Genomic DNA, 24,746 nt, shown 5'->3' on the forward strand with positions numbered 1-24,746 from the left:
GACTCCGTAGCAGGCGGGCTCATTGCTCGCGCAGACTACGTTCAGAAATTCCAGGTGTAGGTCGTGATCAGACGATTTTCATCGTAATCGGCACCCGACGCCCTGCCGCTGCCGTAGCGGGTCTTCACGTCAATGTTGCGCCACTCAAAGCCAAGGCCCTTGAGCGCACCGCTTTGCAGCACGTAGCTGATGACGAAGTTACGCTCGCTTTCGACATTCTGATCGAGATCGTTATTGCCACGGTCAATGCCACTGCCGCGCAGGTAGCGGGTCATGAACTTGAGGCCAGGCACGCCTAGCGCGGCGAAATCGTAGTCGTAGCGCAGCTGCCAGGACGCCTCGTTGGCCTTGAAGAAGCCAACCGTCGACCAGTTGACCAGGTAAGGCTGTGGCGCGTAACCGTTGAACAACGGGAAGGCGCTGTCGCCCAGCATGCGCTGATAACCAACACCCAAACCATGTCCACCGGTCTTGAGGGTGGTCATGGCACCGTAACTTTTGTTATCGATCTTGCCGTACAGCGCCTGGCCGTCCTCGCGATTCTGGTAGTAACGCAGCTCGGTCTGCAGGGTGTAGTCCGCCGAGAGTGCCCAGCGGTTGGAAAGGCCCAGGTAATGCTGCTGGTAGATGTCCTCGAGCTGGCCGTAAAAGTAGGTTGCGGACAGGTTCGGGGTGAACTGATAGGTAGCGCCGGCAAAGTTCAGACCGTCGCTGGGGCGGCGGATGTTGGCCCCATTCATGAGGTAGATCTTTTCCCGGTTCGAGGACTCGCGAGTCGCAATCTCGTCGATCCGCCCGGCGGTCAGGGCAAGGTTGGACCACTCCTTGGACTCGACCATGACGCCTTGGTAGGTGGTCACCAGTTGCCGCGAATCGTCGATGTAGGCCACTGGCAAACGTGGGCGCAACTCGCCGACGCGCAGCTCGGTCTGCGAGTATTTGACCTTGCCGGTGACTCCAGTGCGACCATAGTCGCGCACCTGTTCACCCTTGCTGGCATCGTACGGGATCACACTGTCTGGACCGCGGCCACCGCCGCCATCCAGGCGATAGGCCCACTGTGTACTGGTTTCCACACCGAACTGCAGAGGGCTTTCGGTATACCCGGACGTGAAGCGCAGGTCGAAGCCCTGTGTCCAACTGCCAACCCGTGACTTGGCGGCATCGTGCTGCTTGAAGTCCCGGTCGATATAAGCGTTACGCAGCCCGAGCGCCACGCTGCTGTCTTCGACAAAGTCAGCGTTGGCAGCAAACGAATGGGCAAAGCAGGCACAACCTATCAGCCACACACTGCGGCTGCACGATAGAGAAGAACGCATACCGGATACCTTTTTATTGTTTTACGAACGGCACGATCCACCCGCCGCTCATGGCTGAGCGGCGGGAATTCATGAGATGGCAAGCTGGGCGCGAAACTCGCCCGGGGTGTACTCGGTGCCGCGCTCAGCTCAAGGCTGCGCGTCCAGCGCCGGCGTGCTGGCGGCAGGTACCGCGACGCGGCGCTGGCGAATCATCGCGATGGCGAGGACGGCTATCACACCTGGCACCGCGCAGAGGATGGAGTTGAGCTGCAGCGGCAGGTTCATGCTCAGCATCAGCCCGCCCAGCGTCGGCCCGGCGACGCCACCGAAGCGGCCGATTGCCGAGCACCAGCTGACGCCGGTGGAGCGGATCTCGCTTGGGTACTGCTGGGCAGCGAAGGCATGAATGACCGCAAGCGTACCGATGGTGGTAGCCCCCGCCACCAGCAGCATGATGTTGAGCAGCACAGGGCCCGGCTTGACGCCCAGGGTGCACAAGGACACCACGGCCAACAGGAAGAACAGCATCAAGGTCGGCTTGCAGCCCCAGCGGTCCGCCAGCCAGCCGCCGCCCAACGCGCCAGCCGTAGCGCCGATGTTGAGGATGACCAGGAACATCAGGCTCGAACCCAGCTCGAAGCCGCCGGCGACCATGATTTTCGGCAGCCAGGTATTGAGCCCGTAGACCATCAGCATGCACATGCCAAAGCCCAGCCACAGGAACACCGTGCCAACCCCACGGCCCTCGGCGAACAGCCGCGAGAGCGGTGCTGCAGATGAAGTGCGCACTGGTGCGGCGAAGCTGACGGTGCTGGTATCCACCTGTGGATCGATTCGTTTGAGCAGAGTGCTTGCCGCGGCAGGGTCTTTCTCCAGCAGATAGTGCAGCGACTCGGGCAACTGGCGCGCCAGCCAAGGCAGGAACAGCAACGGTACGCCGCCGATGATGAAGGTCGCCTCCCAGCCAAAGCGCGGGATGATCAGCATCGCCACCAGCGCCGAAATCATCGCGCCGATCGAGTAGAAGCTGAGCATGATGGTGGTGAGCGAGCTGCGCCGTGAGGTCGGCGCCAGGTCATTCATCAATGCCACGATGTTGGGAATTGCGCCGCCCAGACCTACGCCGGTGATGAATCGCAGCAAGGCAAAGCTAGGTGCATCCCAGGTAAAGGCAGTGCCCAGGGCGCACAGGCTGGCCAGGGCCATGGAGCCGATGATCACCTTGCGGCGCCCGAGTCGGTCGGCCTGCGGCCCGACCACCACCGCGCCGAACATCATCCCGAACAATGCTGCGCTGCCCATCCAACCGGCAACCACAGGGGTCAATGCCCACTCTTCCATCAGGCGCGGTACTACCGAACCATAGATGACCAGGTCATAGCCATCGAACAGCATGATGAAAGAGCACCAGAACAGCAGCGTGTAATGGAGCTTGCCGAGGGGCGCGGCCCCCGCGATGTGCAGCGCAGGTTTATGAGTCATGGTCATGTCTTCTTGTTTTTATGTCAGTGGGTTGAAGGGGCCACGATGGCCCCGCAGCACGTCAGTGAGGTTCGATGGTGACCGTCGGGACTTCGATGACGGTAGGTTCATTGGCATCCAGCGCGGCGCGCAGTGCCGCCTCGAAGCTGGCGCGGGTGTCGGTGTGCACGGCATTGACGCCGTAGCCCTTGGCGATAGCGCAGAAGTCCAGGCCCGGAACGTCCAGGCCAGGGGCGTCTTCGGCCTTGAGCACTCCGGCGAACCAGCGCAATGCGCCGTAGGTGCCGTTCTTGAGGATGATGAACACCACCGGCACGCGGTACTGGGCAGCGGTCCACAACGCGGTGATGCCATAGTTGGCAGAGCCGTCGCCGATAAGCGCAACGACGCGCCGCTGCGGCTGAGCCAGCTGCACGCCGACTGCCGCAGGCAAGCCGAAGCCGAGGCCGCCTGCAGCCGGGAAGTAATAGCTCCCAGGATGGCGCAGGTTCATCCGCTGCCAGAAGGCACTGGTGGTCGAAGTCGATTCCTTGACGTAGATAGCGTCTTCCGGGGCCACGGCATCGAGCACATCGAACAAGGTCTCTGGACGCAGATGGCGAGGTTCGTCTGCAATCGCCTGTGGCACCGGCAATGGCTCGGGATACGCTCGCGAATTCGGCCTGACACCCTCGGCCAGCCCCTGCAGGGCGACTGCAATGTCACCAATCAATGCGTCGCCCATGGGCGCACGCGCCGCTTCCTGCGGATCGGACGTGATGTGCAGCAGGCGTGCGCCCGCCGGTAGGTAGTCGCCTGGCGCAAACTGGTGATAACGGAACACCGGCGCCCCAACCACTACGATCAAATCGTGCCCTTGAAGAATCTTGCTGATTCCGGCAATGGCTGCCGGAAGCACGCCACGAAAGCTTGGGTGACGGGTAGGGAACGGGCAGCGCGAGGCCGACGGTGCGATCCACACCGGCAAGTGCAGTTTGTCGGCCAGGGCCACGGCGGCAGCGTTGCTGAGGGTGGCATCCACTTCAGGGCCTAGCACCAGGACTGGATTACGTGCGTTATCCAGCTGCTCGATCAACGCTTGCAGCTGGGCCGCATCGGGCGTGCCAGCAACCTGCACCTGGCGCTCGAACAGATGCTCGACACCGGGGGCGCATTGTGCGTCCCAGTCGTCGTAAGGGATCGACAGGTAGACCGGTGCTTTGGGCGTGGTGTTGGCGTAGTGAATGGCCTGGCTGAGCGCACGCGGTACGTCCTGCGCATTGGCAGGTTCGTAGCTCCACTTGACCAGCGGCTTGGGCAGTTGCACCGCATCCACATTCGCCAGCATGGCCTCGACACCGATCATCGGCCGCACTTGCTGACCCGCAGTGATCACCAACGGGCTGTGCGAGTACCAGGAGTTGGTCAGTGCGCCCATGCCGTTGCCAGTGCCCGCTGCTGCGTGCAAATTGACGAAAGCCGGTTTGCCGCTAGCCAATGCGTAGCCATCGGCCATGCCGACCACCGCACCTTCATGCAGCCCGAGCACGTACTGAAAATCTTCCGGGAACGACTTCAGAAACGGCAGCTCGTTGGAGCCCGGGTTACCGAAGATGGTGGTCATGCCGTGGCGTCGCAGCAGCGTATAAGCCGCGGAGTGGATGGTTTGCATGGGGCAGAATTCCGCGTGTGTCGTGAGAACTTCACTCTATGAAGCAACCACCAATCGATCAAATAAATGTTTTACAGCCGCTGTATAAATATGGCTTATGTTGATAACGTTTGAATCCGCAGCGCGGCCCCAGCCACGCTGCCAGCACTGCACAAGCGCAATTCGACAAACAAAAACAACAGGCGCGCGATCATGGCCAGCTTCGACCTGAACCTCATCACCACCTTCATCACCCTTTATGAAACCCAAAGCGTGACGGCCACGGCGCAACGTTTGTTCGTCACCCAGCCATCCGTCAGCTATGCCCTGGCAAAACTCAGGGAGCAATTTGATGACGCGTTGTTCGTGCGTAATCGCCAAGGCATGCAACCGACGCGGCTGGCCACTCAACTCTATGGCGGTTTCAAGGAAGCCTCGCGCTGCATCGACTCGGCGGTAGGCGAAGCGCGCAAGTTCGAGCCCGGCCATTCGCGGCGGCAGTTCCGCCTGGCGCTGTCGGACCTGGGCGAAATGGCCCTGTTGCCTCGGCTGATGGAACACCTCAGCACCCTGGCACCGAACATCGAACTGGAAGTGGTCCCGCTGGAAATCGACCAGGTCGGCACCTGGCTGAACGATGGCCACATCGACGCAGCCATCTGCAGCAGGAAGCTCAACGAAACCGGGGTGGTCTCGCGGGTACTGATGAAAGAGCGCTATGTACTGCTGCTCGATGCGGCCCATCCACGTATCGGTGAAGCCATCAACATGCAGCAGTTTCTCGCTGAGCCGCACGTGCTGGTGACGCGCACCTCAGGCCATGGCATGGCTGAAGATGCGCTGCAGCTACTCGGCGTCGAGCGCTGGATCAAACTGCGTCTGCCGCATTTTTCGGTACTGCCCAGACTGATTCCGGGCACCGATCTGCTGGGTATCCTGCCCCACCAGATCGCCCAGAGCTTTTGTGAAATGCCATTGCCCAGGCAGCTCAAGACGCTCGAGCTGCCCTTCGATGTACCGGCCTTTGACGTGACCCTGTACTGGCATTCACGCAGCGCCCAGTCCACCGCACTGACCTGGTTTGTCCGTCAGGTGCAGATCGCACTGGGCAGCGACGCAGGTGCAGCTCAGTGATGCATGCCGGCCAACGACATCGCCACCCGCACCGCTATGGCCACGGCGCCCAAGGCAACCACGCTGGCGGCCCAGATACCGGCCATCCACAGCAGCTTGCGGCCCAAGTGACCCGAAGAGACTGCCTTGCTCATCAGTGATACCCCTCGCCTACTTTGACCTTGCCGCGGAAAACGTAATACGACCAGGCTGAATAACCCAGAATGAACGGGATGATGAACAGCGCACCGACCAAGGCGAAGCCCAGGCTCTGCGGCGGGCCAGCCGCCTCCCAGATGGTCAGGCTCGGTGGCAGCACATACGGCCAGATACTGATCAGCAGCCCCGTGTAGCCGAGAAAGACCAGCACCAGCGACCAGATGAACGGGCCAGCATGGGGCTCACCGCGCAGCGACCGCAGGATCGCCCAGGTAGCCAGCATGACCAGCAGCGGCACCGGCAGGAAGAACCAGAAGTTCGGCAGGCTGAACCAGCGCTCGAAGATCGCCGGGTGGGTCATCGGCGTCCAGATGCTCACTACCAGCATGGTCACCACTGTCGCCAGGGTGATCGGCGTTGTAGCGCGGATGATGCTCGCCTGCAGCGGCCCTTCAGTCTTGTACACCAGCCAGGTCGCACCGAGCAGCGCGTACGCCACGACGACACCCAGGCCACAGAACACGTTGAACAGCGTCAGCCAGCTCATGACGTCGTTGGTGGCTACGCCGTCGACGATCTGATGGCCTTCGATGAACGCCCCCAGGATCACGCCCTGGAAGAATGCCGCTGCAAACGAACCGGCCATGAAGGCGCGATCCCAGAACGGCTTGTGCGCCTCGTCGGCCTTGAAACGAAACTCGAACGACACGCCTCGCCAGATCAGCCCGGCCAGCAAGCCCAGCGCCGGCAAATACAGCGCGCTGAGGAGGATCGCGTAAACCTTGGGAAACGCCGCCATTAGCCCGGCGCCCCCCAATACCAGCCAGGTCTCGTTGCCGTCCCACACCGGCGCCACTGTGTTGACCATGGTGTCGCGATGGTCGCGGTCGCGGATGAAGGGAAACAGAATGCCGATGCCCAGATCGAAGCCATCGGTGATGACGTACATCATCACCCCGAAGCCAATGATCAGAAACCAGATCAGCGGAAGATCAATACCCATGACAACGTCTCCCGTCAGTCAATGTGTGGAATTGGGTGTGGAGTACAGCGGCTCATCCACGGCCGACAGCGGCCGAGCGGGCCGTTGGTTATCGGCAATCTCGCCAGGGTGCGGCGCGTGCCCCTGAGGCCCGCTGCGCACCAGCCGCAGCATGTAACCGATGCCGGTACCGAAGATGCCCAGGTACATCACCACCAGCACCACCAGGCCGACCGACAATGTTATTGCCGAGTGCTCTGAAACCGCATCCTTGGTGCGCATCAGCCCATACACCACCCACGGTTGACGGCCAATCTCGGTGACATACCAGCCCGCCAGCAATGCGATCAGCCCCGATGGCCCCATATACAGTGCAAAGCGCGCCAGCAGCGGGGACTGATACAGGCGCCCGCGCCAGCGCATCCAGGCGCCCCACCCGCCAAGCAGAACCATCAGCAGGCCAAGGCCAACCATCACCCGGAAGCTCCAGAACAGCACGGTGGCGTTGGGCCGGTCCTCGCGCGGGAAGTCTTTCAGGCCAGCGATCTGCCCATCCAGCGAGTGGGTCAGGATCAAGCTCGCCAGGCGCGGAATCTCGACCTTGAAGTGGGTGGTTTCCGCATCCATGTCAGGCCAGCCGAACAGGATCAACGGCACCCCCTCACCCGGGACATTGGCCCAATGCCCTTCCACCGCGGCGATCTTCGCCGGCTGGTGCTTGAGGGTGTTCAGGCCATGCACGTCACCGATCAATACCTGCAGCGGGGCTGTGAACAGCAACATCCACAACGCCATGGAGAACATGCGCTTGACTGCCGGAGTGTTATTGCCCTTGAGCAGGTGCCACGCGCCCGACGCGCCGACGAACAACGCCGTGGACAGCATGGCCGCAGTGACCATGTGCGCCAGGCGGTAGGGGAAGGACGGGTTGAAAATGATCGCGAACCAGTCCACCGGGATCACCACCCCATTGATCACCTCGTGTCCCTGGGGGGTCTGCATCCAGCTATTGGATGCGAGGATCCAGGTGGCAGAGATCATCGTGCCGACGGCAACCATCAGCGTGGCGAAGAAATGCAACCCGCGCCCGACCTTGTGCCAGCCGAACAGCATCACACCGAGGAAACCTGCCTCGAGGAAGAATGCCGTGAGCACCTCGTAGGTGAGCAGCGGCCCGGTAATACTGCCGGCGAACTGCGAATAGAAGCTCCAGTTGGTACCAAACTGATAAGCCATCACCAGCCCGGACACCACGCCCATGGCGAAGTTGACTGCAAAGATTTTCGACCAGAAGTGGTACAGGTCGAGGTAGGTGCTGTCTTTCTTCCATAGCCACAAGCCTTCCAGCATAGCCAGAAACGAGGCCAGGCCGATGGTGATCGCCGGGAAGACGATGTGAAATGTCACGGTGAAACCGAACTGTATCCGGGCCAGCTCAAGCGCTGTCAGGCCAGACATGGCTATACCTCGTTACGTTGAGAAAGGCGCTCGAGCAGAGTCCGCGGGCGCGCGTTGTGAATGGCGCCAGCAGCTTGCTGCCAACGCACGACGGGGCTTGCAGACGGCACCAGAACGCTGCTGAAGCCACACTGCAGGAGCATGGCGAACTGGTCAGGCAGCAACGGCCCGGCGGCACGCAAGTCGCCGTCGAAGCCGTAGCGCTCACGCAGCAGGCGCGCCAGGGTGAAGCCACGGCCATCCCGCGACTTGGCGAACTCCACCACGATCAGGGTCAGCTGGCCGAGTATGGGCTGGACCTGGTCGAGCGCCTGCTCGCCAGCCAGCCACAAGCCTTGGGCCGGGGTACCGAAGTGCATGTGGTAGGTGTCCCATTGCTGCGGGTGGACCACGGTACTGGGCGAAAAGGACAGCGTTTCGTCGCGATCCAGGTAGTGCCAGGTGTCGCTCTGCGGCAGACCATGGCGATCAATGAGTATCACGCAGCACCTCCTTGAATGGCTCGATACCGACCCGCCGATAGGTGTCGAGGAAGCGCTCGTGCACCTCACGCAGGTTCAGATAGATGTCGATGATCGCTTCGATCACCTCAGGGACCTGCTCGTAAGGCACGGAGCGGCCCAGAATGGTCCCCACTGCAGCATCTGCCTCGGCGCTGCCGCCCAGGGTGATCTGGTAGTTCTCGTGACCTGACTTATCCAGCCCGAGGATGCCGATATGGGCGACATGATGGTGAGCACAGGCATTGATGCAGCCCGACACATTCAGCTTCAGCTCGCCGATTTCTCGCTGCCGAGGCCCGTCGAAACGCGCCGCGATGCGCTGGGCAACCGGCACCGAGCGGGCAGTCGCCAGGCTGCAGTAGTCCATGCCTGGACAGGCAATCGAGTCAGACAGCAAGCCGACATTGGCGGTGGCCAGGCCCATGGTGCACAGCGCCTCCCACACCGAGTAGAGATCGCGCTGGCGCACGTGAGGCAACACCAGGTTCTGCTCGTGGGAAACACGCACTTCGTTCAGCGAGAACGTTTCGGCAAGGTCGGCCAGCTGGAGCATTTCCTGCGCACTGATGTCGCCGGGAATACCGCCTGGCGGCTTCAGCGAAACCACCGCACTGATGTAGCCGCGGCGCTTGTGCGGGTGGGTGTTGCTGCTCACCCAGGCGGCGAACGCCGGGTCTTCGGCGCGTCTCTCGATAAAGTCCTCGCACAGGCCTGGCAACACCTCGAAGGCCGGCTGCACGAAGCGTGCAGTGATCGCCTCGACGATCTCAGGCTCCAGATACTGACGGTCGCTGGGCAGACGCGTGAACTCGTCTTCGATCATCTCGATGAAACGGCCAGGCTTGAGCTCGCGCACCAGTATCTTGATGCGCGCCTTGTACAGGTTGTCACGTCGTCCGAGCGCGTTGTAGACACGCAGAATGGCCTCGACATAACGCAGCAGTTCACGCTCAGGCAGCCATTCGCGCACGAGCGTACCGACGATAGGCGTACGCCCCAGCCCGCCGCCGGCGTAGATCTGGAAGCCAACCTGGCCCTGCTCGTTGCGGCGCGCCAGGATACCGATGTCATGGAAGCGCACAGCCGCACGGTCGTGCGGGCTGCCGGTCATGGCGATCTTGAATTTGCGCGGCAGGTAGGTGAACTCGGGATGGTCGGTGGACCACTGGCGCAGGATCTCGGCATGCACCCGCGGGTCGACCAGTTCATCGGCAGCGGCGCCAGCGAAATGGTCGGTGGTGACATTACGGATGCAGTTGCCGCTGGTCTGAATACAGTGCAAATCGGCATCGGCCAGCACCGAAAGAATTTCGGCAGTATCCGCCAGCTTGGGCCAGTTGAACTGGATGTTCTGCCGGGTGGTGAGGTGGCCGTAGCCCTTGTCGTAGGTATCCGCGACATAGGCCAGCTGACGCAGTTGCACCGCACTCAAGGTGCCATACGGGATAGCCACGCGGAGCATGTAGCCGTGCAGTTGCAGATACAGGCCGTTCATCAGTCGATAGACCTTGAACGCCTCTTCATCGAGCTCGCCGCTGAGGCGCCGCTGCACCTGCTGGCCGAACTGACGCGCACGGTCCTTGAGAAACTCGCGTTCGTCAGGGTCGTATTGATAAATCCCGGCTCTGCTGGCAGCCATGGGTACAACCGGCCGCTGGCTGGGAGATGCCGCTATAGAGAGCGCGGCATGCGCCTGTTTACCCAGGTCGGTGCGCACCGACGGCCCACGCGCCCGTAGCCGCTCGCGCAGGCTATGCGGTTCAGGGACACCGTCGACCAGCGACGCCGGGCACTGCAGTGGCCCGACTACGAGGTTGTCGCGAACCGCAGTCTCGGCAGCGTGCTGCGCAGCCGGCAACTGCTCGGCGCTGAAAACGGCGGCCAGCTCCAGGCTGTCGACCCAGCCATGCACTGCATCGAGCCAGACCACGGCGCCATCGCCGAGGCGATTGGCGCAGATCAGATGGCAGTCACTCATGAAACATCTCCATGACTGGCACCCCGTAAGCGCTTATGGTTGCAACCTGCAGCGCTGCGCGAATGCCGAAGAATTAACCATACGCTATTATATTGTATGGAATAATGATAATCTGTATGACATTTTATTCCTGAGCGTATGGATTTACAACCGTAGGAATCGTTATGCCCATAAGTGAAGAGTCATCTGCATCGCCCATGATTGCTTGGACCAGGCCCTTCATGCCGGGTAGCGGGGCAAAATACATACAAATTATAGAAATGCTGGAAAAATCCATACAGTGTGGCTCACTCAAGCAGGGCGACCAGTTACCGCCGCAGCGCACCCTGGCCGCTCACCTTGGCGTTGATCTGACGACCATCACCCGCGCCTACACCGAGGCACGTAACCGTGGGCTGATCGCGTCCTATAGTGGGCGCGGCTCTTTTGTCATGGGCACCAGCGAAACAGACATGCCGAAGAGCATCGACCTGGCAATGAACATCCCGCCGCAGCCCGCCGATGGCTCGATGGCCCAACAGGCCAGCAGCGCGATGGCCGAATTGTTCTCACGCCACAACATCGAGGCGCTCTCGGCCTACCAGCAGCAGCCGGTTCCCTCCGCTTTGTTACAGGCAGCACAGGGCTGGCTGCGCCCTGCGCTGGGCGAGCTCGATTGCGACGGGCTGGTGGTTTGTTCAGGCTCGCAGGTGGCGATCTTCGCCATCCTCAGCGCGCAGACGCGCCCGGGCGATGTCGTCTTGTGCGATGCGCTGACCTACCCAGGACTGATTCTCGCTGCCGAACAATTGAAACTGCGTCTGTGGCCCGTGCCCAGTTGTGTACAGGGCATGCAGCCCGACGCCCTGGAGCGAGCCTGCCAGGAAAGCGGCGCCCGCCTGCTTTACCTCAACCCGACATTCCATAACCCGACGGCGCATACGATGCCGTTGGCACGGCGCCGAGAAATCGCCGAAATCATCCTGCGCTGCGGCATCACCCTGATCGAGGACGATCCCTACCGCTATCTGCTCGACGATGCACCACCACCGATAGCCACCCTGACCGGACGGCGCAACACCTATTACCTCGCGTCCCTGTCCAAGTGCCTGTGGCCGAGCCTGCGTACCTCGTTCGTACTGCCCCCGCACGGCGATGACGGCCAGAGCCTGCAACTCAGCCTGCGTGCGACCAGCATGGGTTGCTCGGCATTGTTGCTGGCTTTGGTCGAGCAATGGATCAGCAGCGGAGCCGCTGCGGGCTTGATGCAGGAAATCAAACGCGAGATGCGCGCCCGTCAACAATTGGCTGGCAAGCTGCTGCCGCACCCGTTCCAGTCGCATCCGACCGGGCTGCACCTGTGGCTGGAGTTGCCTGCGCACTGGAATCAGGAGTTGTTCACCCATGCCCTGCGCGAGCAAGGCGTGCAGGTAGCCAGTGGGCATTCGTTCGCGGTTGTGACACCTGCGCCGAACTGCCTGAGAATCTCCCTGGGCGGCGCCAGCAACCAAGCCGAACTGAGCCGTGCCTTGCGCAAAATCGACGCCCTCCTCAACCAGGACCGCCGCCGCGATTCGCGCACGTTTGTTTGAACAGCTGCGCGAATACCCAAGCGCGGACATAGACAGCGCTTATGTCCGGCGCGTCGAGTATCGATTTGCTAAGCGAATGAGCGTCCTCTAGGTTGGATCACGGTTATTCCCTCGCCGTACCTTGAGGATGCTATGAGCTCAGCTTTCAATGTCGCCGGTTACCGACAACTTGCCCGACAGCGTTTACCCAGAATGGTGTTTGACTATCTCGAGGGCGGCGCTGATGACGAGAAAGGTTTGCAGCGCAACCTGGATGCTTTTGACAAGCTGGAGCTGCTCCCCCGGCGGCTGGTCAATGTGGCCGAGCGGGATCTTGGCACTCAGGTGCTCACCAGGCATCAGCCATTGCCGTTGATGATTGCTCCGACTGGACTCAATGGTGCGTTCTGGCCAGAGGGCGATCTAGAGGTTGCGCGCGCAGCGAAGAAGGCCGGCATCCCTTTTATCCTTTCCACTGCCTCTAACGCATCGATCGAGGAAGTGGCCGAAAAGGTCGGCGGCGATCTATGGTTCCAGCTGTACGTAGTGCACCCTACCTTGGCCGACCAACTGGTCGATCGAGCCCTGGCCGCAGGCTACCGAACCTTGGTCCTGACCACTGACGTCGCGGTCAACGGCAAGCGCGAGCGTGATTTGCGCAGCGGTTTCGGCCTGCCATTCAAATACACGCCCAAAGTAATGCTGGATGGGTTGCTGCACCCGCGTTGGTCGCTTCGGCTGCTCACGGCAGGCATGCCCCAAATGGCCAACTTCGCCAGCAAGGAAGCCTACGACACTGAGCTGCAGGCCGCGCTTCTGTCACGCAAAATGGATGCAAGTTTTGACTGGGAGGCGTTGAAAAGGCTACGCGCACGCTGGCCGCATCGGCTACTGGTCAAAGGCGTGCTTCATCCGCAGGATGCCTCGCAGTGCATAGCACTGGGCGCAGACGGCGTCATCCTGTCGAATCACGGCGGTCGGCAACTTGATTCAAGCTGTTCGCCCCTGGCAACGCTTCAGCAAATTGCACTGGCCCACCCCGGCAAGGTGCTGGTAGACAGCGGGTTCCGCCGAGGCTCTGACGTTGTGAAGGCGCTCGCGCTGGGTGCGAGCAGCGTACTGATCGGGCGCCCAGTGCTTTACGGCCTTGCCGCTGCCGGGGAACAGGGTGTGAGCCAGGTGCTGGAGTTTTTCAGAGACGAGATAAGCCGCACCCTGGCCAACATGGGCTGTGCATCAGTTGAGGAGCTGACGGCGGATTATGTGATCCGCGCGTCATGACGAACAGGCGATGGGCTATTTCACCGAGTGGTCCAGCCACCGTTCACATTGAAATCAGCCGCCGTCAAAGCCTCGCCGACTGCATCCAGCTCCGAGGCGGCACTCACAATGACACCACTCCCGGATTCACATACTTACAGGCCGAGCTCAGTCAGACCTGGGTGATCATCCGGACGGCGGCCCAGCGGCCAGTGGAATTTACGCTCGCTTTCCTTGATAGGCATGTCGTTAATGCAGGCGAAACGACGGTGCATCAGGCCATCTGCTTCAAACTCCCAGTTCTCGTTGCCGTAGGAGCGGAACCAGTTACCAGAGTCGTCATGCCACTCGTAGGCGTAACGAACGGCGATGCGGTTATCGGTAAAGGCCCAGAGCTCTTTGATCAGGCGATAATCGAGTTCTTTTTTCCATTTGCGGGTGAGAAAGTCTTTGGCTTCTTCGCGATTGGCGGCAAATTCAGCGCGGTTACGCCATTTGGTATCTAGGGTGTAAGCGAGCGAAACTTTCTCGGCATCGCGGCTGTTCCAGCCATCTTCAGCCAGTCGAACTTTTTCAATCGCCGTTTCGCGAGTGAAAGGAGGAAGTGGCGGGCGAGTTTGGGCATTGGACATGGTAGTGACTCCAGTCGAGCAGGATAAATAGTTTGAGTTGTTTCTCTGCAGCTCAAGCGTTAGGGCGTGAGCTCTTTAAGCAACATCCGCGCAACGTCCTTCGCATCATCAGCAGCGTGGTAATCACCCATCACTCGAGCCATGGTGATTGCGCCTTCCATCAACACCAGTAACTGCCTGGCTAACACCAACGGTTGCTCGATGTTCAATTGCTCGGTCAGTTCAAGCGTGTAGTCCAGAAGCTTTTGCTTGTGCAGCTTTGCGATCTGGCGGATGGGGTCATCAGGATTCCCAACCTCACCTGCCGTGTTGATGAAAGCACAGCCACAAAAACCATCCGATTCGAACCAGCCCTTAAGAACAGAGAACATATTGAGTACGCGGTCATACGGCGTTGCCGCTTTGTCGCACTCTGTTCTAAACCATTGCATCCACCGCACATCGCGCGCACTCAGCGCCGCAGCGGCCACCTCATCTTTGGTAGCGAAGTGGTTATAAATGCCCTTGCGCGACACGCCGGAGGTCTTCACCAGTAGATCCATGCCCGTGGCGTGGATACCGTTCTGGTAGATGAGTTTCTCGGCGGTTGCGAGGATCTGGTCGCGATGATCTATCGTTGGTCTGCTCATGGACTCAATGTAGAACGATCGTTCTCCATGGTCAAGCAGCAACTTTTAAATTTTCGATGTGGTGAGCTAGCGCTGGGGAAAAGCAGGCCGCCGGCATTTCATCGCAGGGGGGTGCTAGTGGTGTATTTGGGAGGGCGTTAATCTCGTGTCAGCCATATTGCATGGCCAACAATGGTTACCAACAACATAGTTTGACACAGCCCCTCAAGTAAACCGGGGGCTGTAGGATGATCCGGGATCCACACAACAGCAACATAGATTGACACAGGCGCGTCACATTTCAAATACGGTGCTCGATTGGTAACAACATAGATTGACACAACAGCGTCGGCGTTCATTCATGCCGAAACGCTATGTGAGCGCGACTTGGCACTTACCCGTTTGGAATAGAGTTTTTCAGCACAGGCTTAGTGCGGTGTCTAAATCTGTGCGCAACCTTCGGCCGGCCCCCATCAGCACGTAAACGGTGTTTTTTGTTAGAAACAAGCAGTCGTGGATGTAGGAAACACCCAGTGTCGTTTTGACCCAATCACCAGATGCGAAGCGGCCTTTACTGTCTTGGATAACGGTCGAAGCGTAAACGAGAGCAGGAATTAGCTCTCTATCCGTAATGGCTTTCCGCTGACTTGTTGTGACGGCGAGATCCAATATCGCCCAATCAGTAACAAGACAATAGGCACGGGAAGGGAAATGCAGGCGGGCGAGCGCTACAGCATCTGGGGTGGTGAGTTCGCATCCGTCTATTTTCTCACCATCAGAAAGCACTGAAATATAATCTGCCAAATTCATGACTACCTCCTGCCGATCAAAAAACCGATTCGAACGAGAAGCTCAAAATGACATGCCCTCCGACACTTGAATCAGCATTTCTTCGACTAGATGTGTGCCAAAGGTTGTAGCGACCATCGATGACGGACTTTCTCCCAAAAAGCGGGCTTTGGGTTTGGATAGCCATTGTTTGGCCTTAACTTTGTCACCGAAGATCACCTCGGCCATGGCGGTTATATGTACAAACCGGAAAAGGCGATCGCTCTCAGGCAGCGTTAAAAGATGATTGGCTGACAATCTTGTTTTTAGGGTTTTGGGGTGAATGATTCTGTCGCGCTCTTCGTCGCTTAAGGTTCCATCATCACAAAGCATTTTGATCAGGCTGACCGAGAAGCCAGCTACTATCATGTCGTGAATGTCCAGATCCGAGGCATTGACAGAGATATGAAGAAGCCTCTCCAGACGCATGCGATATGCATGATAGGCATCCTGACGCAGGACGCCAGAAACCATGGGCCGCACTGATGTTGCGTTGTGCACGGGCGTTAGCACTAATGTGCCATTCGCTACCGTTAGCTCCAGGTCGTCCCCAATACCTAACCTCATTTGGTCAAGCAACTCTTGAGGCAGATCGATGATGATGTCGCCAGTGCCGTCCTTAGTTTTTTGGCACTTGACTATCCAACGCTCGTTTTCACTCATGATCGTCCGGCCCTCATCCGCCATCAGAATGACACACATCATTATGCTTGGGCGCAGAGCTGACCAAAGGAATCGGCGATCCGCTGACCGACAGGCACTGCCGCTGCTCGAACGCCGGATAGCGAGTGAAAGGGCAAAAATGGGTCAACGGCAATACCTGCCTTTCCACCTTCACATGGCTAAGCCTGAGCGTGATCAGGTAACTACACGAAAGGATATGACATGCACCCTGATGAGCTTTATGTTTCCGTCGATGTCGAGACGTCTGGGCCTATACCAGGCGAATACAGTCTGCTTTCCATTGGAGCGTGTCTTGTAGCCCAACCTGAAACGTCCATCTATCTTGAACTACGACCTGACAGTCCGAAACACGACCCCGAAGCGCTGGCAGTATCGGGGCTGAGTTTGGAGAAGCTGGAGCGCGATGGCCTCGCTCCGCAACAGGCGATGCTGGCATTTGATAAGTGGCTGAAATCGTCCTGCAAAACGGGGCAAAAGGTCATTTTCGTAGGACTCAATGCACCGTTTGACTGGTCATTCGTCAACTATTACTTCCACAAATACTTGGATACCAACCCCTTTGGTTTTACCGCTATCGACATGAAGGCCTACTTCATGGGAGCTGTAGGTTGCAGCTGGCAGGAAACAAAATCATCCAAGATGACCGCTGCGCTGAAGCCACTCAGCGAACCGAACCATAACGCATTGGATGATGCTCGCTTTCAGGCAGAGCTCTTCGCGCTGATGCTGGCGGGTAAAGGTAACCGCTGACGTGCCTCCCATGGCACCGACTTGAAGCTTATCTAAGCCAGGTTGCCTCAACATATCTGCCGCCCCTGAACGACCAAGCCTTGATGCCTTCTGGTTTTTCGGACTTGCCAACGATAACGGCTATTGGGTGCGGCAGATCCTGCGTGTAACGCGCAGCAAATCTGGAGAAACTTCCTATGTCTGCCGGAGAAATCACCGGAACAGATTGGGGATGCGTATGCCAATAGCCCACCAGACGTAACCCTTGTTCGTTGGCAGCTTGGATCTCCTGACGGCACCGCTCCGCATCCAACTCTAGCCAAGACCAGCCTGACCGATCGGCGCGATGAGGCAACGTGGCCACGGCCAGCAGCAACCCTTTCGGATTAACCGGGTTGACGAATAACTGTCCCCCTCGCTCCACGCCAAAAAGGCCCTGCCGATGACTATCCAAGATGTCCGCGACAGCTTGCGACACCAATAGCTCGGAATCCACCTCCGCCCATCGCCAGCGCCAAGCGATATCCGTCATACCATTTCATCCTTAGGTTCCGGCCATCCGCGCTCGAGTAGGAGTTGCTGCGCCCCCTCTGGCAGTTTGGGCCCACGGTATTGGCCTCCTAGGCTCGGCACATCTTCAGGCCTGTAGATACTGCTGACCCAAGATGCAGTGGCAATGTTGCCGGTCAATGCGCGTAAAGCCGTGTGCGACACCATAGAGGCAATATTGGTCATCCCCAGTGATCCGCCTGGAATAAAGCTCTCCCCACACGCCGGCAGTGGAACCACACCGCCTCCCGGCCACTCTGTAAACTTATGAAGAAAATCGCCGATGTTCGTGAATAAATGACGGCCATCAAAGGTACCGGCTGGTGCGAATAGCGCGTGGCCTACCTGGGTATACGGTTCGCTCCAGGCTTGTAAAAGTCCCCAAGAAGCGCCGCTGGATTTGGCTCGCCATACAGTGACCTCCGACTGCCAGTCTGCTGTCGTGATCACCACAAGATCTGCGTTATCGAACACTTCTGGTTTGCTGCTCATCACTACTTCGGCGAAAGTCGAATAAGCGGTGCACTCTGTAGTCGGAAGATCTAACAGAATCTTGTCCCTCAACGCTGAGGCTTTCAGCCTCCCTAGGCTATCCGCTCCCAGAACGTGCCTACCCAGATTGGCTGACACCAGAGTGTCAGGATCGATGAGGGTAAGGTGGCCAACACCGGAGCGTGCCAATTGTATTGCCACCGCACTGCCTAGCGAGCCAACACCAACGCAAACTACCCGAGCATTTTCGAGGCGCTGTGCTGTGCCGCTTATATCGCGGGACAGAATGGACGCTCGATCAAGCACGTCCAGGGTAGTTGCTCGGACGAGCGCCGGTGGATGTGCATTTGCGATAGCTGGCCGGCGCCGCGCTGTACGCAGGCCAAACTTTGCCCCCCGCTCCTGCTGTACGCCGAGCGAGCGTACATTTAGGCAATATGTTGGAGCATCTGCCCCTCCTGGAAGCTCCAGAACAATCCATCGACTCGCCAACGTTCCATTCAGCTCAAACCATGCCAGCAATTGCTCGGCATCGTCGGGTTTAAGGTGGGGCGTTAGCCACGGCAATAAATCTTCTGGATCCGGGGTGCGGATATCCGGATAAGTCTGAAGCTTGACGTAAAAACCGGGAGTTTCGGCCGCGCGAATGACAGCGGAACGCCCGACAACCCGTCGGTAATGCCCTTTGAGTGCAGCTACGTTCGATGCTAACCAAACCGTTTCCTGACCGGATGGCACAGCCCGGCGCGGATCGCTGAGCGCAAACAACTGCGAGGCAGCCTGAGGTCGATCCAACAGTAAGAGGTTCTGGAATGACTGACCGTGCTGAAAAGACCAGTAGGTAGTGATCTCATTCTGAAATTCGATATCGCGCGTTGCCTGGCTTGATCCCATCTTGGACAACGAAACGATCTGTGCCAAGCGAGCAAGGCTGTCCTCTACCACAACCTCCGAGGAACCCATGATGGGGCGCTCCTGAAAGCCATGAAGGCAAAGCCCCGACTTGGTGGCATGCGGCCAAACCAGCCATGGAGAGGGTTCGACGTTCAGCCGCAAAAGCCCACGGGGAAAGTTGGAGGGGAAACCAATACGCAGTCGCCGCTCCTGACCCGTGTAATCGATGGGCAAGGGAAAGTGAAAGGACGCCGCTTCGTCAGCCCGCATGGGTGCGGGCTGGAGCAATGCATCGGCAGCGTCCTGACCTAGGGCATTTCGCAGTGCGACGATTCCGCGCTGCAATGGCGTCGTAATAGGATCAGCCAAGGCGTCCAACTGGCTTTACGCTCGACTGAGACGTTCCGCCACCGCTGGCCCCTCCGAAGAGCGAACCCATCGAAGCAGAGTTTCGAGTAGTGCCATCCGGTCGGCCGGGCATGGTCCAATTCGCAGGGATCTCATTGTTCACTGCCGTAATGAGCGCCGGTGCAATACCGAAATTCTTTTTCACTGCCTCGGCGAAGGAATCGTTGGATTCAAAACTTTCCAAACCCAGAGACACAGATGCACTGGCGTCCGCATGCCACTTGGCAAATGCTTGGCGATAACCTTGTCCCTCGCCCGGTCGATTCCACTTCTCTGCAAAGTTTTCGCCGTTATCGGCAGGGTTGCAGACAAAGCAATCGCTACCTCTTTGCACGATGTGCTGCGGCATTCTGCGAACGATTTCCAAAATTGCATCGAGCGGCGCCAAGGGCTTCGACTGCGATTCCTTCACGACATCCAGGTATGCGTGAGTCGCCAAAGTGGTTATGACAGCGGATATGGGGCGAGTATCAGCGCTCCTTGTGTTGATGGCCCATTCATCGCGATGCCGCTTGAGCAGTTTTATGGTCGCACGCAGGGGATCTTGATCGATGTAATCCTGATAATGCGGCAAAGGATCTTGTGTCGCGGCATCGAGCATCCGCTGGCTTTTGGCAATTACCAAGCTTTCAAGAGAGATTTCCTGGGCAGAGGCAACCTGTAACCAATTCGAGTAAGGGATAGGGCTGCTTGCTTTCCACCCTGTGACCCGATCCGGAACCTCCAGCTTACCCTCGCCGTTTGCTTCGCCATTTCCGTTGATCGCGCGGGCAGGTGTGACATCAATGTGGAAACCTGGATTTTCGTCGGCATAAACGATCCGGATGCCACGACGTAATTGCTTAACTTCTTCTTGAACGCGGGAGCCCTCCCTAAAACGCTGCTCAATCACTTCTAGAACTTCCTTCGCACTAGCGCCTTGAGCGTGAGGGAGCCAGATAATCGCGTCCGCATCAATGGTGTCCAGATCCGCAGGCGCACCGGGGATTGGCTTGATGGTCGTTTTCAGCCGCATCGAGCCTTGAACGAAGATATGGGCCTCAGCGAGCAGCGGGTTGTCGGATGCCGAGAGGATTTTTTCCAGTTGGGAGTAGCGGTCATTGATTTTTTCGTACTGCGCTTCCGACAGCGAGATTTCCCGCGCGGCGCGAAGCAGAAAATATTCCCAACTGCTGCGCTTGGTCTGTTCGTTGCTCAATAGCATCTACCTAGCCTCCTGGGCCACCGAGCCCAATTGCAGTGTTTGCGTAAACCGATCTTGGTTTTCTTTGTCCCGATCGAAGATCAGGTACGTATGTTGGTGCTGCGTTGTGAGCAACGCGCCAAACTCGATGGCCAATGCAGCAGGAATAGCGGCGAAGACGTGGATAGGGGTAGGAGTCAGAGCTTCAAGCTGGCTCAGTCGTATTTGAAGTGCGTCACGAAAGGCATGAATCACCCGACGGTTTTGTACCATCGCATAGCTTGGCTCTGGGATCGACAGCTCTGCTATACGTGCACCGGGCAGAGCGTCGATCACGTCTCGAACTGGAACTTGCGCAGAAATGGAGAGCACTAGCGCCAGTGGCCCGTCGCCGTCGGAGGGAGGTGTAAACAAAAAAACGGGCGGCTCAGCGGACTGATCGGGCCAGCGCAAAAGATGCTCGCGATGAAAGGAGAAGATCAAGCGCTTGGAACGGTCGCCGATACTCTGGCCCAACATCATCAAAGCCGGAATGTCGGCCAAGCCTACCACTGCTAGCGCGGGCGAGTCTCCATAGGTGCCGCCGCGACGCTTGAGTTGCTGCTCCAGCTCATACTGGACACTGTCTTTGATGTTCTGCCAATAGGTCGCGTCCCTACCTCGCGGTCCGGGTGCAGGGAAAGTGATTTTGATGCCTTGATCGAAGGCGATAAATCCCTCAGCAGACATCGCAGTCAACAGATCGCGAACGGGAATATCGGTGACAGTCTGGAAATGCTGACTCTGGACGATGAGAGGAATGGCTCTGCCACCATCGGGGGTCGTTGCGGCGAGTCGGATGCGTTCCATGTACGCTTGGTGTAAACCACTCAAATCATTTTCAGGGTAACCATCTGCGTCACGATCAATTTTGTCATGACAGCCTGGGCACAGGAGCATCAGGTTAGCGGTATCGTTGGTATGCGCCTCAGCGTCATGATCTGCGCGGCCCCGAGGCCCCTTCGGACTGGCGGGTAGGATATGCGCCACTTCGCCCCATTTCATCGGTTTGCCGGCACGATAGTCGAACGTTAGATCTGTACCACACAGTTCACAATGACCAGCGGCCTGTATCCACACGATCCGCTTCGTCTCATCATTCGTGTTAAAGCGCCCGCTCGCGACTTTAGCGTCTTCTTGCTCTGCCATTTCGACCTACCCCCGAGAAACATCCATGAAAAAAACGATGATGGCCAGATAAAATCATCTTAAGGTCATTCACCCCAAATACAAGAAAGATCTGAGAGTGGCGGAGGCTGAATCGTCTTAAGCACCAAGGTCGTATTTGACCCCAACGGAAGGGGGAATGGCGGCGCCGTTTTATGGTAAATGCGACTTATTAAGAGCGCTGACCACAGCGTATGTACTGAAATTAGCGAGTTTATGTGAAAGAGATAAACTCGCTAATTTGCGTACACGTCTCTTCAGTGATCGCACAATTCCTGTCTTAAGCTTGTCTGCTCCGTCTTAGAATATACCGAAGAGGTGATCTCGTACCCTCGAGCCCCATAGCTAGGAAAAGCGAAGCAGCCGGTATGCGCGCCGTTTGAAAATGCATCAGTCGCTCTTTCCGGCCGTTCAGAGATGTCAGCCAATGGCTGTAAGCATGAAGCTTAGGCATTGGTCGAGTAACGATTTGAGCCGTTCCCAGCCATGGATAAGCTTAGATGATTTCGTATCTAGTACGTACATGTCGCTCGGGGAGGACTCGTCGCTAGCCGCTGGCAAGCCATGGTTCGTGTCCCTCCCACCTACGAAGTAAGCGTAATACATTCTGGATTACCAACAGGCTCCCACCTCACCGCGAATACAGCCACCCACGTATTGGCTCGGCGGACATCATTAGCTTCGCAGTTGCGTCAAAAAAGGCGTTTCGTTGGACCGATACGATCTGAGCGCAGATTGCGTGTGAATACCCGGTGCGCTGCGGATCATAAGGCTCCCATGAACGTTAAGGTAGCAAACAAGATCTGCACATCAGCTGACACGCGCTCCAAATAAAGGCAATTTTAAAAAAGCAGATTTACATTACAAAATTGTAATTTTCTGATCATGTCCACGTTATCTCCAGATTGCAACGATACAGCTCGGCGACGATGCGGGAGGCACATCCTGCTTTCTGTAAACAATAATTCCAGCCGAAGAGCTTTCTAGTTCTGCCGAACCTAAGGAGTGATGTATGAATAACAACACGAAATTTTCGATGGCCGCGTTGGCGATCGTTGTCAGTTCTGGCCCGTCCACGGTATTTGCGGAAGAAAAGGCCGAAGGATTTGTGGAAGGCAGCAGCCTTACTGTTCTCAACCGAAACTATTACTTCAATCGTGATCATCGCAACGGCCAATCGAGTGCAACGGGCAACGGTTACTCCGAGGCCTGGGCACATGCCATCATTAGTAAATTCGAGTCCGGGTTTACTCAGGGCACTGTGGGTGTCGGTGTTGACGCGTTCGCCATGATCGGATTGAAACTCGACACAGGTGACGGGCGTAATGGTGGCCGTAGTTCGTTCGATGTACTACCGGTCAATAGTGATGGGCAGGCTAGAGACGAATATACTAAAATTGGAGGTGCAGCAAAAATTCGCGCCTTTGACACGGTAGTAAAGGTCGGCGACGTATTCCCATCTAACCCAGTCGTTGCCGCTGGTGACTCCAGACTTCTACCAGAAAGTTTCACAGGCGTAACGGCGACAAACACCAGCTTTGACGGATTGACTGTTCAGGCGGGCCGCCTTCACGCTATGAGCCAGCCAACTTCCAGCAATATGCGCGACAATTTCGCGACATTTTATGCCGGACCTGTTAATTCACCGTGGGTCGGCTACTTTGGCGGTGACTACAATCTGAACAAGAATGTGATCGTTAGCCTCTACTCCAGCCGCCTTAAAGACGCCTGGAATCAATATTATGCCGGCACGGGATTAAACTATTCGCTTTCGGATGAACTCTCCGTATTCGGCGGCTTGAACTACTACAAAGCCGTCGACGAAGGCAAAAAATTGCTAGGTGAATTCAACAATAATATTTGGAGTGCTAAAGTCGGCGTGAAGTATGGCGCACACTCTGTCGCATTGTCTCACCAACGAAACAATGGTAACGACGACTTCGACTACCTCCGCCAATCGGATTCCATTTTTCTCGACAACTCAATCCAATACAGCGATTTCAACTCGCCTAAAGAGCGTTCATGGATGGTCCGATACGACTTGGATATGACGACATATGGCGTGCCAGGACTGTCGTTTATGACACGTTACGCCCGTGGCACCGATGCCGATTACTCCAACGCTAATGGAACCTACATGCGACGGGATGCAGAGGGAAATCCGCTGACCGATCAGAAACGCTGGGAACGCGATATTGAGGTGAAATATGTCGTTCAGACCGGATCTTTGAAGGACATGTCTTTCCGCCTGCGCCAAGCAAACACTCGTGCTACAGCGTTTGAATCTGACCTTGATGAAGTACGTGTGATTGTTGAGTATCCATTAGCTGTCATGTGACATCGAACGGGATGACTCGCTGTGCGAGCGTCCCGTCCTTCGAAAAGTTACAGAAATGTCATTTTTCAATCATCTTCACGTTAGGTTATGTTTTTTATACTTATCGTGAGTTGATAGAATCTTAGCTAGCGCATCTGGCTGGGGTTCTATGGATGAGTAGCTAGATTGTGAAAATCCAAACTCAATGCTGTTCAGTTGTCATATCCATTCACCTTTGGAAGCTCCTTTGCTCCTTTGGTAAGGTGAATTTTGAGACGCCCTTCGGGGCGTCTTTTTTTGCCTTTCAGAACTCGAACAAACAAAAACGCCCGACACCTTTGACTAACGAAGCGGGTCGCGCGTTTAATTGTCATATGACAGCGCAGGTATTAACCGCCTCGCCTACGGCAGTCTCCAGCTACAGTGTAAGTGATCGTGTTTAGTTGCCCTACGGAGTCTTCATAAGTCATTGCGGCCGGCACTACTGCGCAGATTTTCGCAGGCCGCACCACACTGATCACCTTTACCACATCCACCTTCATTCCATATTCATATCGCTTCGGTACCGGCGCGCTTTTTCCTTGGCTGACTGCGTACTTCTCCATAGCTTTGGTGTTGGCAGCCATCATTTTTTCGAAAGCCTTATCTCCTCCCCCCTCTGCAAACACGCTTGACGAGACAGCTAAAACTCCGAACAAAGCTAAAATGTTGATAGATTTCATATTCAGCACCTCAACTAATACAGTCAAGATAATATCAGGCTAATGATTGCGACCGGGTGGCGCTAAAATTACAAGTAT

The 24,746-nt window shown here is 57.4% G+C and carries 22 protein-coding genes; 5 read left to right on the forward strand and 17 right to left on the reverse strand.

Annotated features, from left to right (window positions below; all coding sequences use genetic code 11):
- Positions 1-41: 41 nt before the first annotated feature.
- The 3 genes from ACQZ2L_RS02690 to mdlC all read right to left on the reverse strand — a co-directional run bounded on the left by ACQZ2L_RS02690 (position 42) and on the right by mdlC (position 4,434).
- Entirely contained in the window at positions 42-1,319 is a 1,278-nt protein-coding gene (locus ACQZ2L_RS02690) for an OprD family porin (RefSeq protein ID WP_430324617.1), read from the reverse strand.
- A 129-nt stretch (positions 1,320-1,448) separates the two neighbouring features.
- Entirely contained in the window at positions 1,449-2,783 is a 1,335-nt protein-coding gene (locus ACQZ2L_RS02695) for an MFS transporter (RefSeq protein ID WP_430324618.1), read from the reverse strand.
- Between the two features lie 61 nt (positions 2,784-2,844).
- Complete coding sequence (mdlC, locus tag ACQZ2L_RS02700; RefSeq protein WP_430324619.1) at positions 2,845-4,434, reverse strand: benzoylformate decarboxylase; 1,590 nt, start codon at positions 4,432-4,434, stop codon at positions 2,845-2,847.
- A 192-nt stretch (positions 4,435-4,626) separates the two neighbouring features.
- On the opposite strand from mdlC, the gene ACQZ2L_RS02705 reads away from it, so the two are divergent.
- Positions 4,627-5,547, forward strand: coding sequence for a LysR family transcriptional regulator (locus ACQZ2L_RS02705; RefSeq protein ID WP_430324621.1), 921 nt, complete (start codon positions 4,627-4,629; stop codon positions 5,545-5,547).
- On the opposite strand, the gene ACQZ2L_RS02710 is transcribed toward ACQZ2L_RS02705, so the two are convergent.
- The 5 genes from ACQZ2L_RS02710 to ACQZ2L_RS02730 are packed head-to-tail and all read right to left on the reverse strand — an operon-like array spanning position 5,541 to position 10,606.
- The gene (locus ACQZ2L_RS02710) at positions 5,541-5,681 is read right to left on the reverse strand and encodes a DUF2474 domain-containing protein (RefSeq protein WP_430324622.1); all 141 of its coding nucleotides are present in this window, start codon (positions 5,679-5,681) and stop codon (positions 5,541-5,543) included. The genes ACQZ2L_RS02705 and ACQZ2L_RS02710 overlap by 7 nt on opposite strands.
- Positions 5,681-6,688: a cytochrome d ubiquinol oxidase subunit II gene (gene cydB, locus ACQZ2L_RS02715; RefSeq protein ID WP_430324623.1), complete on the reverse strand. Its 1,008-nt coding sequence runs from the start codon at positions 6,686-6,688 to the stop codon at positions 5,681-5,683. The genes ACQZ2L_RS02710 and cydB overlap by 1 nt, the downstream gene beginning before the upstream one ends.
- Positions 6,689-6,706: 18 nt before the next feature.
- Entirely contained in the window at positions 6,707-8,125 is a 1,419-nt protein-coding gene (locus ACQZ2L_RS02720) for a cytochrome ubiquinol oxidase subunit I (RefSeq protein ID WP_430324624.1), read from the reverse strand.
- 2 nt (positions 8,126-8,127) lie between these two features.
- Positions 8,128-8,607 (reverse strand): DUF934 domain-containing protein, encoded by a 480-nt coding sequence (locus ACQZ2L_RS02725; RefSeq protein WP_430324625.1) that lies wholly within the window; start codon positions 8,605-8,607, stop codon positions 8,128-8,130.
- Complete coding sequence (locus ACQZ2L_RS02730) at positions 8,594-10,606, reverse strand: DUF2849 domain-containing protein (RefSeq protein ID WP_430324626.1); 2,013 nt, start codon at positions 10,604-10,606, stop codon at positions 8,594-8,596. The genes ACQZ2L_RS02725 and ACQZ2L_RS02730 overlap by 14 nt, the downstream gene beginning before the upstream one ends.
- Before the next feature lie 221 nt (positions 10,607-10,827).
- On the opposite strand from ACQZ2L_RS02730, the gene ACQZ2L_RS02735 reads away from it, so the two are divergent.
- A complete protein-coding gene (locus ACQZ2L_RS02735) occupies positions 10,828-12,177 on the forward strand; it encodes a PLP-dependent aminotransferase family protein (protein ID WP_430324747.1) in 1,350 nt (449 codons plus the stop codon).
- Positions 12,178-12,309: 132 nt separating this feature from the next.
- A complete protein-coding gene (locus ACQZ2L_RS02740) occupies positions 12,310-13,437 on the forward strand; it encodes an alpha-hydroxy-acid oxidizing protein (protein WP_430324627.1) in 1,128 nt (375 codons plus the stop codon).
- A 134-nt stretch (positions 13,438-13,571) separates the two neighbouring features.
- Here ACQZ2L_RS02740 and ACQZ2L_RS02745 read toward each other — a convergent pair whose 3' ends face one another.
- The 4 genes from ACQZ2L_RS02745 to ACQZ2L_RS02760 form a co-directional block, all read right to left on the reverse strand.
- Positions 13,572-14,048 (reverse strand): DUF1348 family protein, encoded by a 477-nt coding sequence (locus ACQZ2L_RS02745; RefSeq protein WP_430324628.1) that lies wholly within the window; start codon positions 14,046-14,048, stop codon positions 13,572-13,574.
- Positions 14,049-14,107: 59 nt separating this feature from the next.
- Positions 14,108-14,677: a TetR/AcrR family transcriptional regulator gene (locus ACQZ2L_RS02750; protein WP_430324629.1), complete on the reverse strand. Its 570-nt coding sequence runs from the start codon at positions 14,675-14,677 to the stop codon at positions 14,108-14,110.
- Positions 14,678-15,073: 396 nt separating this feature from the next.
- Positions 15,074-15,466, reverse strand: a complete 393-nt coding sequence (locus ACQZ2L_RS02755) for a DUF6957 family protein (RefSeq protein ID WP_024014887.1) — start codon at positions 15,464-15,466, stop codon at positions 15,074-15,076.
- Positions 15,467-15,508: 42 nt separating this feature from the next.
- A complete protein-coding gene (locus ACQZ2L_RS02760; RefSeq protein ID WP_230383555.1) occupies positions 15,509-16,147 on the reverse strand; it encodes an antitoxin Xre/MbcA/ParS toxin-binding domain-containing protein in 639 nt (212 codons plus the stop codon).
- A gap of 222 nt (positions 16,148-16,369) precedes the next feature.
- Between ACQZ2L_RS02760 and ACQZ2L_RS02765 the strand changes: the two genes are divergently transcribed.
- Positions 16,370-16,918, forward strand: a complete 549-nt coding sequence (locus tag ACQZ2L_RS02765) for a 3'-5' exonuclease (RefSeq protein ID WP_024014889.1) — start codon at positions 16,370-16,372, stop codon at positions 16,916-16,918.
- Between the two features lie 28 nt (positions 16,919-16,946).
- Here the strand turns inward: ACQZ2L_RS02765 and ACQZ2L_RS02770 are convergent, their stop codons facing one another.
- From ACQZ2L_RS02770 to ACQZ2L_RS02785, 4 genes are read right to left on the reverse strand one after another with little or no spacing between them, the layout of a single operon-like run.
- Entirely contained in the window at positions 16,947-17,429 is a 483-nt protein-coding gene (locus ACQZ2L_RS02770; protein ID WP_024014890.1) for a Mov34/MPN/PAD-1 family protein, read from the reverse strand.
- Entirely contained in the window at positions 17,426-19,210 is a 1,785-nt protein-coding gene (locus ACQZ2L_RS02775) for a ThiF family adenylyltransferase (RefSeq protein ID WP_024014891.1), read from the reverse strand. Before ACQZ2L_RS02775 ends, ACQZ2L_RS02770 begins: the two co-directional genes overlap by 4 nt.
- Entirely contained in the window at positions 19,194-20,444 is a 1,251-nt protein-coding gene (locus tag ACQZ2L_RS02780; protein ID WP_430324631.1) for a nucleotidyltransferase domain-containing protein, read from the reverse strand. Before ACQZ2L_RS02780 ends, ACQZ2L_RS02775 begins: the two co-directional genes overlap by 17 nt.
- Positions 20,445-21,611, reverse strand: a complete 1,167-nt coding sequence (locus tag ACQZ2L_RS02785) for an SAVED domain-containing protein (RefSeq protein WP_024014893.1) — start codon at positions 21,609-21,611, stop codon at positions 20,445-20,447.
- A 1,030-nt stretch (positions 21,612-22,641) separates the two neighbouring features.
- Between ACQZ2L_RS02785 and ACQZ2L_RS02790 the strand changes: the two genes are divergently transcribed.
- The gene (locus ACQZ2L_RS02790) at positions 22,642-23,967 is read left to right on the forward strand and encodes an OprD family porin (RefSeq protein WP_024014894.1); all 1,326 of its coding nucleotides are present in this window, start codon (positions 22,642-22,644) and stop codon (positions 23,965-23,967) included.
- A gap of 368 nt (positions 23,968-24,335) precedes the next feature.
- On the opposite strand, the gene ACQZ2L_RS02795 is transcribed toward ACQZ2L_RS02790, so the two are convergent.
- Positions 24,336-24,668, reverse strand: a complete 333-nt coding sequence (locus ACQZ2L_RS02795; protein ID WP_024014895.1) for a DUF2790 domain-containing protein — start codon at positions 24,666-24,668, stop codon at positions 24,336-24,338.
- Between the last annotated feature and the right edge of the window lie 78 nt (positions 24,669-24,746).

Source organism: Pseudomonas shirazensis (assembly GCF_050496565.1).
Taxonomy (GTDB): Bacteria; Pseudomonadota; Gammaproteobacteria; order Pseudomonadales; family Pseudomonadaceae; genus Aquipseudomonas; species Aquipseudomonas shirazensis_A.